This window comes from Actinomyces sp. 2119 (assembly GCF_003591215.1).
Classification (GTDB): domain Bacteria; phylum Actinomycetota; class Actinomycetes; order Actinomycetales; family Actinomycetaceae; genus Actinomyces; species Actinomyces lilanjuaniae.
The window spans coordinates 122,764-137,641 of the sequence record NZ_QYRR01000001.1 but is presented as its reverse complement, the minus strand read 5'-3'; the positions used below and the strand labels follow the sequence as shown (position 1 = coordinate 137,641).

Annotated in this window: 10 protein-coding genes; 3 read left to right on the top strand and 7 right to left on the bottom strand. The window is 69.4% G+C overall.

Going from position 1 to position 14,878, the window contains the following annotated elements:
* Positions 1 to 2: 2 nt before the first annotated feature.
* On the top strand, positions 3 to 1,616 hold the full coding sequence (locus D4740_RS00575) for a cation:proton antiporter family protein (RefSeq protein WP_243106995.1): 1,614 nt from the start codon (positions 3 to 5) through the stop codon (positions 1,614 to 1,616).
* Positions 1,617 to 1,720: 104 nt separating this feature from the next.
* Here the strand turns inward: D4740_RS00575 and D4740_RS00570 are convergent, their stop codons facing one another.
* The 5 genes from D4740_RS00570 to D4740_RS00550 form a co-directional block, all read right to left on the bottom strand.
* On the bottom strand, positions 1,721 to 3,484 hold the full coding sequence (locus D4740_RS00570; RefSeq protein WP_119835003.1) for a GTPase: 1,764 nt from the start codon (positions 3,482 to 3,484) through the stop codon (positions 1,721 to 1,723).
* A complete protein-coding gene (locus tag D4740_RS00565) occupies positions 3,481 to 5,238 on the bottom strand; it encodes a dynamin family protein (protein WP_182911292.1) in 1,758 nt (585 codons plus the stop codon). The genes D4740_RS00570 and D4740_RS00565 overlap by 4 nt, the downstream gene beginning before the upstream one ends.
* 6 nt (positions 5,239 to 5,244) lie before the next feature.
* Positions 5,245 to 6,735: a histidine--tRNA ligase gene (hisS, locus tag D4740_RS00560; RefSeq protein WP_119835002.1), complete on the bottom strand. Its 1,491-nt coding sequence runs from the start codon at positions 6,733 to 6,735 to the stop codon at positions 5,245 to 5,247.
* A 75-nt stretch (positions 6,736 to 6,810) separates the two neighbouring features.
* The gene (locus D4740_RS00555; RefSeq protein ID WP_119835001.1) at positions 6,811 to 7,635 is read right to left on the bottom strand and encodes an MBL fold metallo-hydrolase; all 825 of its coding nucleotides are present in this window, start codon (positions 7,633 to 7,635) and stop codon (positions 6,811 to 6,813) included.
* A gap of 82 nt (positions 7,636 to 7,717) precedes the next feature.
* Positions 7,718 to 8,722 carry an aldo/keto reductase gene (locus D4740_RS00550; RefSeq protein ID WP_119835000.1) on the bottom strand — a complete coding sequence of 335 codons (1,005 nt, stop codon included), beginning with the start codon at positions 8,720 to 8,722 and terminating at the stop codon, positions 7,718 to 7,720.
* Between the two features lie 311 nt (positions 8,723 to 9,033).
* Between D4740_RS00550 and D4740_RS00545 the strand changes: the two genes are divergently transcribed.
* Positions 9,034 to 10,752: a DUF349 domain-containing protein gene (locus D4740_RS00545; protein WP_119834999.1), complete on the top strand. Its 1,719-nt coding sequence runs from the start codon at positions 9,034 to 9,036 to the stop codon at positions 10,750 to 10,752.
* 11 nt (positions 10,753 to 10,763) lie between these two features.
* Here the strand turns inward: D4740_RS00545 and D4740_RS00540 are convergent, their stop codons facing one another.
* A complete protein-coding gene (locus D4740_RS00540; protein ID WP_259390569.1) occupies positions 10,764 to 11,681 on the bottom strand; it encodes a MerR family transcriptional regulator in 918 nt (305 codons plus the stop codon).
* Positions 11,682 to 11,799: 118 nt separating this feature from the next.
* Between D4740_RS00540 and D4740_RS00535 the strand changes: the two genes are divergently transcribed.
* Entirely contained in the window at positions 11,800 to 12,426 is a 627-nt protein-coding gene (locus D4740_RS00535; RefSeq protein ID WP_119834998.1) for a hypothetical protein, read from the top strand.
* A 57-nt stretch (positions 12,427 to 12,483) separates the two neighbouring features.
* Here D4740_RS00535 and D4740_RS00530 read toward each other — a convergent pair whose 3' ends face one another.
* Positions 12,484 to 14,829, bottom strand: coding sequence for a bifunctional (p)ppGpp synthetase/guanosine-3',5'-bis(diphosphate) 3'-pyrophosphohydrolase (locus D4740_RS00530; RefSeq protein ID WP_119834997.1), 2,346 nt, complete (start codon positions 14,827 to 14,829; stop codon positions 12,484 to 12,486).
* Positions 14,830 to 14,878 lie beyond the last annotated feature (49 nt).

The following is a 14,878-nucleotide window of genomic DNA, read 5'->3' as shown; positions in this document are numbered from 1 at the left end:
TCGTGACCCCAGACACTGCGCTGTCCATTGTTCCTGCCATCTACCTGCTCGCCGTCGTCCTCCTGGGATTCACGGCGACGCTCCTGCGCCTGCCGCCCCTGGTCGGCTTCCTGGCCGCCGGATTCGTGCTGGGTGCCTCGGGTACGCCCCACCTGGAGGCCATCGAGGTGCTCGGAGACGTCGGGGTGGCGGTGCTGCTGTTCATGATCGGCCTGAAGGTAGACCTGCGCGCTCTGGCTAGGCGGGAGGTGGTGGGCACTGCCGTAGCCACGATCCTGATCCTGTCTCTCCTGGGAACCGCGCTCGTCTACAGCCTGGTCCTCCTGGGGCTGCAGATCGGGGTAGTCACGCCCGGTGGTGTCGTGGCCCTGGGCTTCGCCCTGTCCTTCTCTTCCACGGTCGTCGTCGTCAAGCTTCTTGAGGACCGCGACGACCTGGGCGCACTGTACGGCCGCATCGCCATCGGTGTGCTTGTCGTCCAGGACATCGCCGCAGTCCTGTACATGACGGTGGCCTCGGGCCAGCGGCCCTCGCCCTGGGCACTGTGCCTGGTGCTGCTGTGGCCGGGAGCCAGGATCCTGGGCAGCGTGCTCGACCACATCGACCACCGGGAGATGCGCACGCTCTTCGGCATCTCCACGGCCCTTCTTCCCGGGTACCTGCTCTTCTCCATCCTGGGTGTCGACGGCGACCTGGGGGCACTCATCATGGGAGTGCTTCTTGCCTCCCACCCTGCGGCCAAGGAGCTCTCCAGCGCCCTGTTCACCATCAAGGAGCTCCTCCTGGTGGGATTCTTCCTATCCATCGGCATGGAGGGCCTGCCCGGCCCGGGCGCCGTCGTCCTGGCCGTTGCCCTCCTGCTGCTCATGCCGGTCAGAGCCATGGTCTACACCGTGGTCGTGCGGCTGGAACGGATGCGCCGACGCACCGCCGTGGTCACCGGCCTGGCCATGACCGCCTACTCCGAGTTCGCTCTCATCGTCGTGGCTGTCGCCGTTGACCACTCGCTCCTGGGCGAGGAGTGGACGGCTGCAGTCAGCCTGACACTGGCCCTGTCCTTTGTCGTCTCGGGAGTCGTCAACCACAACCCGGCCAGGCTGGTGCGCTGGATGACCCAGGCCCTGCCCCACCGGCCGCCCTCCTTCCTCCACCCCTCAGAGCGCCCGCTGGACCTTACCGGCGTGCGTACGGTTATCTTCGGAATGGGCCGTGTGGGACGAGCCACCTACGCGCGTCTGACCCAGGACGGCCAGGTCGGCGTGCTCGGCATCGACAACGACGCCGCCAAGGTCGCCGGGCTGGCCGCCCAGGGCCTCAACGTCCTGGAGGCCGACGCGACGGACCAGGACTTCTGGGACAAGCTCGACGCGGTCCATGCCTCCACGGCGGTCCTGGCCATGCCGGAGCCGGGCGCCAACCTCCACGTCCTGGACTGGCTGGAGCGGTCCAGCTTCGAGGGCCAGGTACTGGCGGTCGCCGGGTACGACGACGAGGCCGAGGCCATGCGCCAACGTGGCGTGAACACCGTCGTCAACATCTACGACGGCCTGGGCACGGCCCTGGCCGAGGCAGTCGAGTCCACAGAGACGGTCGCCCCGGAGGAACAGCCTGCATGACCGTCGCTATCTCCCTTGGGCGCCAGGAGTAACTTCAGGGCACGTCCCTGGGCACTCACGCTGTCCTTCGACGTCGCCTAGCCGGTCATGGCCCCGAGGCCACGTCAGGACAGGTCCTCAAGCAGTGCCCTCAGCTCTTCCCAGCGGGCACGCTCCTGGCGCAGGGGCAGAACCAGTCGCTGCCGTACCACGGAGCTAGTAGCCCGGTGCAGCCGTGCGAGGACTCTGCGACCACGCCGTCGGGCCTGCCACGAGGCTGCGAACCCAGCCAGCAGGGCCAGCAGCACCCCCAGTCCTAGACCACCCAGCAGCAGGACGACGGGCCAGGGCACCTGCCCCCAGCGGGGCGGGTCAAGAACCACGGGCAGGTTGGTCTCAACAAGGTGGCCAACCACCAGCCACAGACCCCCGACCAGAGCAGCAGACCCCAGCAACCACTGAAGCATCCTAGCCAGGGACCACCAGAAGGGCAGGTGGCGCTGCTCCAGGTCGGTGGAAGCTACCGCCTGGTCCAGGGCGGGGGCAAGCGCTGCCGCCCTCTGGTCGCTGCGCTCGACGATGTCAGCCTTCACCTCCCCGGGAAGAGCGGCGCAGGACGCCAGGCACCAGGAGTGCGCGGCGGTCTGCAGGGCGGCCAGTGCGGCTGGTCCTGCCTGAGGCAGGGACGTACGTGGCACAGGTAGGGCGGTCTGTCCTACCCGAGGACTACCGGTGGTGCTGGCAGTAGTGACAGACCCGGAGGAGGTACCAGAACGGACAGCGACCCTCCCAGCGACCCTCCCTAGGTGCAGCGCTGTCAGTGGGTCATGACGTAGCCGCTCCAACCAGCCCAGGGGCGGCCACCCCACCCTGGCGCGAGCCTGGTGCACATAGGAGCCCCGGACCGCCTCAGCCACGGCGTCCACGCCAGCAGCCACGGCTGCAGCCTGGCGCAGGTCGGCCTCGGCTCTTATCTGCCGCTCCCTCACGTTATCCCCGGAACCGGCTGCACCACCAGTACTGTCCGCCCCGGTACCTCCGCTGCCGAACAGCCGCTCACGGAGCCCGGCTGCCAGGGCCCGTGTGTCAGCAGCCAGGCGCAGGGTCGCCGCAGTGTGCCCAGCCGCCGCCTGCCGCACCCAGCTGCCCAGCGCCTCGACACCCGCACCGGTGAGCGCGCTGAGTGGCAGCACCTCAGCACTGTCCAGGCCCTCCTGGTCAAGCAGACGGCGCAGGTCGGCCAGGACCGGCTCGACAGACTGGGCGTCCAGCCGATCCACCTGGTTGAGAGCGACCAGCGTGACCTCGGCGTGGGCCGCCATCGGAGCCAGGAACTCGTGGTGGATGACCCCGTCGGCGTACTTCTGCGGGTCCAGGACCCACACCAGCACGTCTACCATGCCCGCCAGGTGCTCGGCGACACGGCGGTGGGCCGGCTCGTCAGAATCGATATCGGGCAGGTCCAGCAGCACGGTGTGCGGACCCAGCCTGTCAACTGCCTCCCTGGACGCCTGGACACGCTGACCCACGCTCAGCCAGTCCATGAGCTCTGTGATCTCCTCCACCCGTACCCCTCCGGTCTCCTGGGCGGGCAGGAGGGCAAGAGGCTCAGTGGTTGTGGGCCTGGTCACCGCCGTAGAGGCGACCGCGGCTCCTGCCAGGGCGTTGAGGACGCAGGACTTGCCTGAGCCGGTGGGACCCATGAGGGCGACGACAGTGGTCTCGGCTGCCAGACGGCGGCGCTGGTCTACGCGCTCCAGCAGTGCGCGGACCTCAGCCGTCTCTGCCTCCAGCCCCAGTTCCTGGCTCAGGACAGCCACGCGTTCCAGTCCTGCCAGCGCAGTATCCAGACTGGCGCCCAGGCTGCCTGCCGTCACGGAGGTGCTCATGCCTGCTCCAGAAGGGCGGCGCTAGCGCGGCAGGTCTCGACACTACCGTGCAGCAGGGCGCTTCCCGGGCTGGGAGGCGCCAGCGTCCCGGTAAAGACCTGCTCCTGGGCACCGAGCAGCTCCTCGCAGCGCCGAGCCAGGTCAGCACGAGCCCGCACCGTCATAGTCCGCAGAGCCTGGTCGCCGAAGACGGCCTCCAGGAGCCGCTGTGCCACCAGGGCCGTTCCTCCGGCAATACCCACCTCCGCCCCGGTGAGCCCGCCAGTGTGGGCCAGGACCACGATCATGAGCGCCACGCCGACGCCGTTGACCCCCAGGGAGACCAGCCGAGCCGTGACACGGCGGTCGGAGCCCTCCGAGCGAACAAGCGCCAAGACGTCACCCTGCCACTGGCGGACCACCTCTGCGGCACGCAGCGCCAGATCCTCCTCGGCCTCCAGCTGCTCCAGGGCACGGACACGCTGGCGACAGGCGCAGTCCTGCCTGAGCCAGTCCTGCTCGACCTCCAAGGCAGCACGTCGGCTCTCAGCGATGAGAAGGGCCGTCAGGGAGGACTCAACGGCCTCCTCGACCCGGTCTGCCGACACAGGCCGCCCGCGTAGCAGGGCGGAGACTCGGTCCCGCAGGCGCCCCACCCTCCCCTCCAGGGACCGCAGGAGGTCACCGGTGCCGACAAGGTCCTGCCAGCGGGCCAGGACCTCCCCGCGCAGCATCGACCCGTCCGCGGTAACCCGCTCCACCCGCTCCAGGGCCTCACGGTGGCGCGAGACAGCCACGTGGACGAGGGCGTCGTGCTGGCGCTCCTGGACCTCCAGGTGCGCGCACAGCCGGTCGCACTCCCCCAGGGCGTGGCCCAGCGCGCCCACGACGGTCCTGCGGGCCAGGTTCCTCCTGATCTGCTCGTCGGCTGCGAGTGCCTCCAGCCAGCGGCGCACCGGCAGCACTACCTCACCGGGCAGGAGGCCCTCGGCATCCCTGGCAGTCTCGGGGAGGGTAAAGACGGGAGCGCCTCCTAGCCCTGCCGCCTCCAGCCGGTGCCGCAGGTCCGTCTCCACCTGCTCACCGGCCCCGGGCGGGACCCGGTCGAGCACGACGGCAGCCGTGATCTGCCGTAGGGCCGCCTCGCGCAGGTGCTCCCAGGGGACGGCGTCAGCATAGCGGGAGGCCGTGGTGACAAAGACCCATAGGTCGGCGGCGGACAGGAGCGTGGCGGCAAGGTCCCGGTTGTCCTCGACCAGGGAGTCCACGTCCGGCGCGTCCACCAGCGCCAGGCCCTCGGGCAGGGCCTCGCAGGAGCGCAGCTCCAGCTCGCGGGGCGTGTGCCCGCCGGGCGGAGTGGCAGGAGCGTGTGGATCGACCCGCAGTCGGGCCAGGGACCCCAGGACGCGTCCGCCCTCGAACCACGCGGCGTCGTCGGGGGCGTGCAGGAGCATGGGGCGGCGCGTCGTGGGACGGATCGGCGAGGAGGCGGCGACGGGCTGACGCACCAGGGAGGACACTAGCGTGGACTTGCCCGCACCTGTCGACCCGCCGACGACGGCCAGGAGCGGGGCGTCGGCACTGGCCAGGCGGGGCAGGACGTAGTCACCGAGCTGGTCGCGGACCCGGTCGCGACACCTGAGTGCCCCGGCCGTGCCAGCCAGGTCGTAGGGAAGGTACAGACCACCCAGCTCCTCCCGCAGGACGCGGACTGCCTCCCTGGCCTGCTGGACCACGCCCTCCGAGGACGGCCCCGGGGCGGCAGCGGCGGACACCGGGCCTCACCGTCCAGAGCCCGTGCACCCGTCCTGGTACCTGTCCCGGTACCCGGCCTGGAGTACCGTGGCACGCACCTGGGGGCGCAGGTCATCCTCAGGGGGAGTCCAGGTGCGCGCGTCAGCCTGGACCTGCTCCCCGCTGCGGATGTCCTTGACCGAGTCGGAGCCGCCCGGGTCGTCAGCACCGTCCGCCCGGGGGGCGTCGTCGGCACTGTCGGCTCCGGTGGCCGGGAACCAGACGAAGGGGATGCCGCGCCTGTCGGCAAAACGGATCTGCTTGCCGAACCGCGCCGCCGAGGGCGACACGTCGGCACTGATACCGCGCGCGCGCAGGGTGTCGGCGATCTCCTCGGAGCGGGAGCGGTGCTCCTCGTCAGTAACAGCCACCAGGACGCAGGTGGGTACGGGGCGGCTGACTTCCAGCAGGCCTGCCGAGACGACCCGGGACAGCAGGCGGGACAGGCCGATCGATATGCCGACCCCGGGGTAGGTCCGTCCTGAGCCTGCGGCCAGGGAGTCGTAGCGCCCGCCGGAGCACACCGACCCGAGGTCCTCGTGCCCCTCCATGAAGGACTCGTAGACGGTGCCGGTGTAGTAGTCCAGGCCACGGGCGATCCGCAGGTCAGCCAGGAGCGCTCCCGGACGTCGGCGCCCGGCCGAGTCCAGGACGGCCGCAAGCTCGCCCAGCCCCTCCTGGAGGAGCTCGGTGGGCTGAGCACCGTCCAGGGCACGGTGGACCTGGTCGGAGACGTCGCGGGGATCGGTACCGCTGACGCGGGCCAGCGCCAGCGCGCGCTGGGCCTGCTGTGGCGTGGTGCCGACGGCGTCCACGAGCTCGGCAGCCACCGCCTGCTCCCCGATCTTGTCCAGCTTGTCGACCACGCGCAGGACCTCGATCACCTGGTCCTGGCTGATGCCCACAGCCTGGTAGAAGCCCTGGGCCACCTTCCGGTTAGACACGTGGATGGTCACCCTGGGTACCGGTAGGGCGGTGAGGGCCTCGTGCATGACCAGCGGCAGCTCGGCGTCGTAGTGCAGCGGCAGGGTGCCGTCGGCCACGACGTCGATGTCGGCCTGGACAAACTCCCTGAAGCGTCCCTCCTGGGGCCGCTCGCCACGCCAGACCTTCTGCACCTGGTAGCGCTTGAAAGGGAAGGACAGCGCCCCCGCGTTGTCCACCACGTAGCGGGCAAAGGGGACAGTGAGGTCGAAGTGGAGCCCAAGCTGGTGGCGGGGGTCGAGGTCCCCACCGGGCTGGGGGTACCCGGCCTGGAGACGGGAGAGCAGGTAGACCTCCTTGGAGGTCTCCCCCTTCATCGTCAGTGCCGACAGGGGCTCAACGGCCCGGGTCTCGATACCGGTGAAGCCGTGGAGCTCGAAGACGGTGCGCAACGTGTCCAGGAAGGACTGCTCCACAAGGCGGCCCGTAGGGAGCCACTCGGGAAAGCCGGAGAGGGAGGATACTGCCTGTTGCACCTGAGCCATAGGGCACATTGTGTCATGGCGGTCCGTCAGGAGTCCGTCAGGGGCGCCTCTTAGGAGGACAGGGGTCATACCGGTTCATACCGGTCATCGTCCGGTCTCGCCGCCGCGGACCCTGGCCTCGGCCAGGTAGGGGTTGGCACGCAGCTCGTGGGCCATGGTGGTGGCCGCACCGTGCCCGGGCAGGATGAGCGTGCCCGGGGACACCGCAGTGGCCAGCAGGCGCAGGGTGGCCAGCATCTGGTACTGGTCCCCGCCCGGGAGGTCCGTGCGCCCCACGGAGCCCTTGAAGATGACGTCACCGCCCAGGGCGACCAGGTAGCCGCGGAGCTGGTCGGCCTGCGCGGGGTCTGCGTTGACGACCTCAGGAACTTCCGCCTCGTGCAGCAGCGGGTGGTCACCCAGGGCGGCGTTGAGGAAGAACATCGCCGAGCCCTCGGTGTGGCCCGGCGCGGGCACGGCCTGGACGGCGATGCCAGGGACGGGCTCGACAGCCCGGGAGTAGCCCTCCTCGGGAAAGGCACGCAGGTCCGTGGGCCGCACCCAGGGAGTGCCAGCCATGTCGGCGAAGCCCGCGGCCCGGGAGCGGATACCGGTGGTGGCGTCAGGGTCCTCCATACGGTACAGGTCCGGTTGGGGGAGGTAGGCGGGGACGTCCACGGCGTCGTCGCGGGCGAGCAGGCCCTGGGCGTGGGCGGTGGCGACCAGGGCGCTGGTGTCCCACACGTGGTCGGCGTGGCCGTGGGTGAGCAGCACCGCACCCAAGGTGAGCCGGTGGGCGCGTAGGAGGGCGAGTGCCCCGGCAGCCGCCCCCGCACCGGGGTCCACGACCAGGGCGGGCGCACCTGGGGCGGGGGCCAGGACGTAGCAGTTGGCGGCGAAGACGGGGGCGACGGTGCGCTCGATGATCATACGATCAGACTACGCGTGTTCCGTCCTGCCCCGGCCAGGGCCGGGGCAGGACGGAACACGCGGGAGACGGGGCCGTAGCGGGTCAGCCGGCGGTGTTGAGGGCCGTCAGCGCTTCCTCGGGCAGGCTCAGGCGCGCGGCCTCCACGGCGTCACGCACCTGGGCGACGCTGCTGACCCCCACGATGGGCCTGATGGAGGGCTCCTGCGCTATCAGCAGCGCGATGACGAGCTGGCTGGGCCTGACGCCCAGCTCACGGGACCAGGTGCGCAGCGCCTCCAGCCTGGCGTAGGTCCCGGGGTGGTCGTAGGCGGTGGGCAGGGGGCGGTCAGGGTGCTCGTAGAGACCGGTGAGCAGCGGTGTGTAGGCCCACAGGTCGACCCCGTTCCTGGCGGCGAAGTCCTTGCTCCCGATAGTCATCATGCCGTGCGGGTGGTTCTCACCCTCGACCTCGACGTCGGGCCTGTGGTGGAGGTAGGACTCCCGCAGCTGGAGGGCGGTGAACGCGGCAGCACCCTTGGACTCGGCGTGGACCTTGGCCGCCGCCGCGAACCACGTGGGGTGGTTGGACAGCCCGATGCGGGAGGTCAGGCCCTGCGCGACGAGGTCGGCGAAGGTGTCGGCCACCTCGGGGACGGGGCGGCTGCGGTCCTCCATGTGTGCCCAGTACAGGTCCACGCGGTCGGTGCGTAGCCGTTGGAGGCTGCTCCGGAGACGGTCGCGCACGACCTCGGGCGCCAGCCCCTCGGCGTGGGCGGGGAACCCTCCCGGGCGGGTCGGCTCCGCCCCGACCTTCGTGCTGAGCAGGACCTTGTCGCGCGCGCCACGACGGGCGAGCCAGTCGCCGATCACGGTCTCGCTCTGACCTCCCAGGCCGGTGTCTGACAACCAGAAGGCGTAGCAGTTGGCCGTGTCCAGCCACTGCCCGCCCAGGTCCAGGTAGGCGTCAAGAATGTCGTAGGCCCGATCAGCCGGGACCCGCGTCCCCAACTGCATCGTCCCCAGCGCGATACCCACAGGTGGGCTCGGTTCACGGCTCGCATCCAGGGCACCCGCAGCCGCGAGCTCGGCAGGTACAGACGCGCTCATGGGTATCCCTCCGTACTCCCGTTCCGGTAACAAAACACACAGGCCGGGACACCCGCGTCTGCCGGGCTCCGGCCGGGGCTGCCTCCCGGACCTGGCTCCGTCAGGTTACCAGGGACACCTCCGCCTAGGTCCGGCCAGTCCAGGCTCCCGATGCTTGCTCCAAGCCCTGGCCCCCCACAGGACAACGACGTAGACTTCCTGGCACTGCCGCCTTCCGGTGGCTGGGTCACCAGCCGACCCTGCCTCCGGTCGCGTACGGAAGCGAGGCCCGCCCGGGCCTCCACCCCGTCAACTGATGAAGGAGCACCCCCGTGTCCGAGCAGACACAGCCCATCACCGGGCTCCAGCCCGATACCGCACCGAGCGAGGCACCACAGGAGCCGACCTCCGAGGCCGCCCAGGTCGCCGACTCCACCGAGAGCACCGAACACACTGAGAGCACTGAGACAGTCGGCACCCGCACAGGAACGGACAGCCTCGCTGCCCCCGACACAACAGCACAGGCGGCGCAGGACGGCAGTGATCAGGACAGCGACGAGGCGTCCCAGACGCAGGAGGCGAGCGCCCCCGGCGCTTCTGAGACTCCGGAGCCCTCCAGCTCCCTGTCGCCCAGGTCCCCTGAGCCTGCCGAGGCGTCCCCAGCACCTCCGGCACAGCCCGAGGGGCCGGACGGCGCCAAGGGCGAGGAGAGCAAGGGTGAGGAGAGTCTGACCCCGCCTGCTGCCCAGGCCACCCAGGCTCAGTCGGCCCCAGCGGCCCCCTCAGAGCCGACAGTGGACCCGCAGGAGGCGATGGACGCCGCCAAGTGGGGCCGGGTGGACGGAGAGGGACGGGTCTATGTCCAGGACGGCGGTACCGAGCGCGAGGTCGGCCAGTTCCCCGATGTCCCCGTCGCCGAGGCGATGGCCTTCTACGTGCGCCGGTTCCTGGACCTGAAGTCGACGGTAGACCTGTTCGCCACCCGCCTGCCCCAGCTCAGCGTCCGGGAGATCGACTCCACCTTGAAGTCTGTGGAGGACTCCCTCAAGGAGCCTGCGGCTGTCGGCGACCTCGACGGGCTGCGCTCCCGCTTCGCCGCGCTCAAGACTGTCGCCACTGAGCGCCGTGAGGCGGTAGCCGCGGAACGGGCTGCCGCCAAGGAGCAGGCGCTCAAGGAGCGTACGGCCATCGTGGAGCGGGCCGAGGCCATCGCGGCCCAGGACCCTGCTCGTACCCAGTGGAAGAGCTCCGGCACCGAGCTGCGCGAGCTTCTGGAGTCCTGGAAGCAGGCACAGCGCCGCGGCCCCCGGCTGGACCGTCCCACTGAGGACGGCTTGTGGAAGCGCTTCTCCCACGCCCGCACGACCTTTGACCGCCACCGCCGCCAGTTCTTCAGCGAGCTGGACGCCAGGCAGGCCAAGGTCCGTGCGGCCAAGGAGGCCCTCATCAAGAAGGCGGAGGAGCTCCAGAACTCCACGGACTGGGCCGGGACCTCAGCCAAGTACCGAGACCTCCTGGAGGAGTGGAAGAAGGCTGGACGCGCCTCCCGCAAGGAGGACGACGCCCTGTGGGCACGTTTCCGCGCCGCCCAGCAGGTCTTCTTCGACGCCCGTCGAGCCAAGGACGCGGCTGCCGACGCCGAGCTCGCCGAAAACCTCAAGGTCAAGGAGGCGCTCCTGGCCAAGGCGGAGGCGCTGGTGCCGGTTACCGACGTCAAGGCAGCCAGAAGGGCGCTGCGCCCCATCCAGGATGCCTGGGATGAAGCCGGCAAGGTCCCACGCGGTGCCGTTCGCCGGGTCGAGGGACGGATGCGTGCTGTCGAGGACGCCGTGCGTGAGGCGGAGAACGCCGAGTGGCGTCGTAGCGACCCTGAGACCAAGGCGCGCGCCGAAGGCCTGGCTGGCCAGCTCCAGGACGCCATTGCCGCCCTGGAGACGGACCTCGCTGCTGCCCGGACTGCGGGCGACTCCAAGAAGGTGGCCGAGGCGGAGGCAGCCCTGACCGCGCGGCGCGCCTGGCTGGAGCAGGTGCGCCGCTCAGCCCGAGCCTAGCGGCCACACCCCTACGACCACCGTGCCGTCTGCGGGTCGAGGCCCTGGATCCTGGCGCAGGCCTCAACAACCTCCCGGAGCCAGGCCGCCAGCCCTGGGGCACGGTGGTCGTAGTGACGGCGAAGACGCTCGTCCTTCTCGTAGAGGCGCGTGATGAGCACCTGCTGGGACACCGAGACGTCGAACCAGCGGCTGAGGTCGCTGCGGTGGCGCTCGGCCAAGATGCAGGCCTGCGGGCTCCCCGGGACCACGCCACGACGCATCGCCTCGACCAGCTCGCTCTCCAGCGCCTCAGACTCCTGGCAGGCCTGCTCCCAGTCTCCCCAGGTCATGGAAGCCTGTCGATGGCCAGCCTGCGCCCACTGCTCGGTACGTCCCCACCGCTGCTCAGCCTCCTGCGCGTAGGCAGGGTCCCAGGTGGCTCCCCAGAAGTGTCCCCAGAGCCCGGCCAAGGCGGTTCTGGTGTCTTCCGGTAGCTGTTGCGGTCCCTCCTCTGTCTTCCTCTCCTTCTTCATCGCTTCCTTCATCGCTTCTGTCCTTTCCACCATGGAGTCGATAACACCTAGGGCCCGCGTCAGTTGGCAGACACGTTCCTCCAGCAGCTCACGCTGGCGCACCAGGTGGGTCAGCACCTCCATGTGCGGGGCATCCAGGAGTCGACCGATGAGCGCCAGCGGTACTCCTGCCTCGCGGTAGGCAAGGACCTGCTCCAGGCGCTGACAGTCTCCTGAGGAGTACAGCCGGTACCCCACCCGACTGCGCCGAGAGGGCCGAACCACGCCGACGTCGTCCCAGTGGTGCAACGTACGGACACTGACTCCCAGCAGTGCAGCGACCTCCCCCACCGTCATCATGACAGGCCCGGGTGCCGACCCAGACCCGTCCCCGTCCGCTCTCCCGACATGGTCGGCCTCATAACGCTGTGCCATAGTCCTATGCTCCTGCCTCACCCTGCGTCAGGGTCAAGCCAGGCACAGGCGACACGGCTGTCCACAGGTGCCTTTCTGCGAGCTGGCCCAGGCTCCGGGACGGACCCATCATGGGACCATGGCACGTCCCATCCCCGTCCGCGGCCACGCCGCCCTGGCCTACCTTGCCGCCTCCCCCCAGCGGCCGGCCCTGGACGCGCTAGAGGAGGAGGAACTGGGCGTACTGCGCTGCCACCACCTGGACAGCCAGGTCCTGGTCCGGACCCTGGGCCACTACTACCCGGTGGACACCCTGGCTTCGCCCGAGGGGAGGATGCGTGCCGTCAGCTCGCAGGTCCCCAAGGGCGCGACTGTGATCGGAGCCACCGCTCTGTGGGTACACACCGGTGGCGAGTGTCCTCGACGGCTCACGGTTGCCGCCACGGGTCACGCCAGGGGCAGGTGGCGTACCCTCGACATCAGCCGCACCCGTCTACCTCCAGCAGACACGCAGACGGTCGCCGGACTGCGGTGTGCCACGCTGGAACGGGCCTGTGTCGACGTCGCCCGCCTGGCACCCCCGGTAGAGGCAGTACGCGCGGTGATGCGGGCACGTGACGCAGGAGCCAGCCGGGCTCGGCTGCTCCTGGCGCTGACGCACTGCCAGGGCGCAGGCGCTGTTGGCCGCCCCCGGGCCCAGCGCATCATCGACGCCGTCATGCCACCGGGACAAGCCCAGGCCACACCCTCACGGGGCCGACAGTAGGAGCGCCATGAGCACACTGGAGGCAGGCAGACAGCACACCACACCAGCCAGGCGGTGTCACGCCTGTGCTACCTTCCGCGCCGCAGACGCTGACGGTGCTGCCCGGCGTGCCTCAAACACCCCGTCAATACGCCGCAGCGCGGACAGAGTGTGGTCAAGGTGCCCAGCCTCAGCCAGCTCCACCACGAACCGGCCGGTGACAACCCGGTCCCGGCTGGTGCCGATATGGGCACTGATAAGGTTCACGTGGCCGTCAGCCAGGACACGGGTGATGTCAGCCAGGAGGCCGCCACGGTCGAGGGCCTCGATCTCCACCTGGACAAGGTAGGCGGAGTGGGCATGGTCCGCCCAGGAGACGCCGATCATCCTCTCCGGCTCGTGCTGGAGCTGGTCCACGTTCTGACAGTCCGCACGGTGCACCGAGACCCCCGACCCGCGAGTGATAAAGCCGACGATCGGGTCTCCGGGCATAGGGGTGCAGCACCGTGCCAGCTTGACATAGACGTCGCCTGCCTCCATCCCGGCGACCACCACACCGGCGTCACCGCCTCGGGAGCGGTGACGTGCGCTGGCAGCCCGTGTGGGCAGCACCCCCTCAGCCAGGGTCTCCTCCGCACCGGCCTCACCCCCCATGGTGGTGACCAGGGTGTCCACGACGTGGTGGGCGGAGACATGGCCTTCCCCGACCGCAGCGTAGAGGCCGTCGATGTCCCCCTTGTCGAGGGTCTTGGCCACGCCCATGAGCGAGTCGTGGTTCATCAGTCGCTGGATAGGCAGGTTCTGCTTGCGCATGGCCCGCGCAATCGCAGCCTTGCCCTCCTCAATAGCCTCCTCGCGACGTTCCTTGGAGAACCAGGAGCGGATCTTGTTGCGCGCCTTGTTCGAGCCGACGAAGGACAGCCAGTCCCGCGACGGGCCCGCGTTGACGGCCTTGGAGGTAAAGACCTCGACGGAGTCCCCGTTGTCCAGGCGCGTGTCCAGCGGAACCAGGCGCCCGTTGACACGTGCACCGACGGTACGGTGACCGACTTCGGTGTGGATGGCGTAAGCGAAGTCCACCGGGGTGGCCCCCGACGGCAGTGAGAGCACGTCACCCTTAGGGGTGAAGACGTAGACCTGCCCTCCCGCCATCTCGTAGCGCAGGGCATCAAGGAACTCAGCAGGGTCCTGGGTCTCCTTCTGCCAGTCCACCAGCTGGCGCAGCCACCCCATCTCCGCCTGGTCAGAGCCGACGCCCCGGCTCCTGGCTGACCCCGCGCCTGAGGCATGAGGGTCCTGCTTGTACTTCCAGTGCGCCGCGACCCCGTACTCCGCCATCCGGTGCATCTCATGGGTCCGGATCTGGATCTCCACGGGGTTGCCCCCGGGCCCGAGCACCGTGGTGTGGAGAGACTGGTAGAGATTGAACTTGGGGACCGCGATGTAGTCCTTGAAGCGTCCGCTCATCGGGGTCCAGCGGGAGTGCAGCGCTCCCAGGACCGCGTAGCAGTCCTGGACGGAGTCGACGATGACGCGCACGGCTACCAGGTCGTAGATGTCGTCAAAGTCTTTACCGCGCACAATCATCTTCTGGTAGATCGAGTAGTAGTGCTTAGGCCTTCCCGTGACCACGCCCTTGATCTTGTTGACCCTCAGGTCCTCCTCGATCTGGAGACGAACCTTGCGCAGGTACTCCTCCCGCGCCGGAGCCCGCTCGGCCACCATGTGCTCGATCTCCTCATACACCCCCGGGTAGAGAGCCCGGAAGGATCGGTCCTCCAGCTCCCACTTGATCGTGTTCATACCCAGACGGTGGGCCAGCGGTGCGTAGATCTCCAGGGTCTCCCTGGCCTTGCGGGCGGCGTTGTCGGCGGAGACGTACTTCCATGTCCGGGCGTTGTGGAGCCGGTCGCCCAGCTTGATGACCAGGACGCGGATATCACGCGACATGGCGACAATCATCTTGCGCACGGTCTCAGCCTGGGCTGCCTCCCCGTACTGGAGCTTGTCGAGCTTGGTGACGCCATCCACAAGCAGCGCGATCTCGTCACCAAAGTCCCCACGCAGGCGCTCCAGGGTGTAGTCGGTGTCCTCGACGGTGTCGTGGAGCACGGCCGCCGCCAGGGTCTGAGGGGTCATCCCCAACTCGGCCAGGATGGTCGCGACCGCGACCGGGTGCGTGATGTAGGGCTCTCCAGACTTGCGACGCTGCCCCGAGTGCGCCCTCTCCGCCACCTCGTAGGCCCGCACGATGAGATCGGTGTCCGCCTTAGGGTGGTTGGCCCGCACAGCCCGCAGCAGCGGCTCAATGGCAGCAGGCGTGGAGTGCCCCCGGCCCCCGAACCAGGCCAGACGGCTGCGCACGCGCGAGCCCGGGACGACGCTGTCGCCTCCCGTGTCCGGGGTCGTTTTGGTCTCGGTCATTAGGGCATGGTATATGTGAAACCGCCTTCATCACCGTACGGCGCCCCAT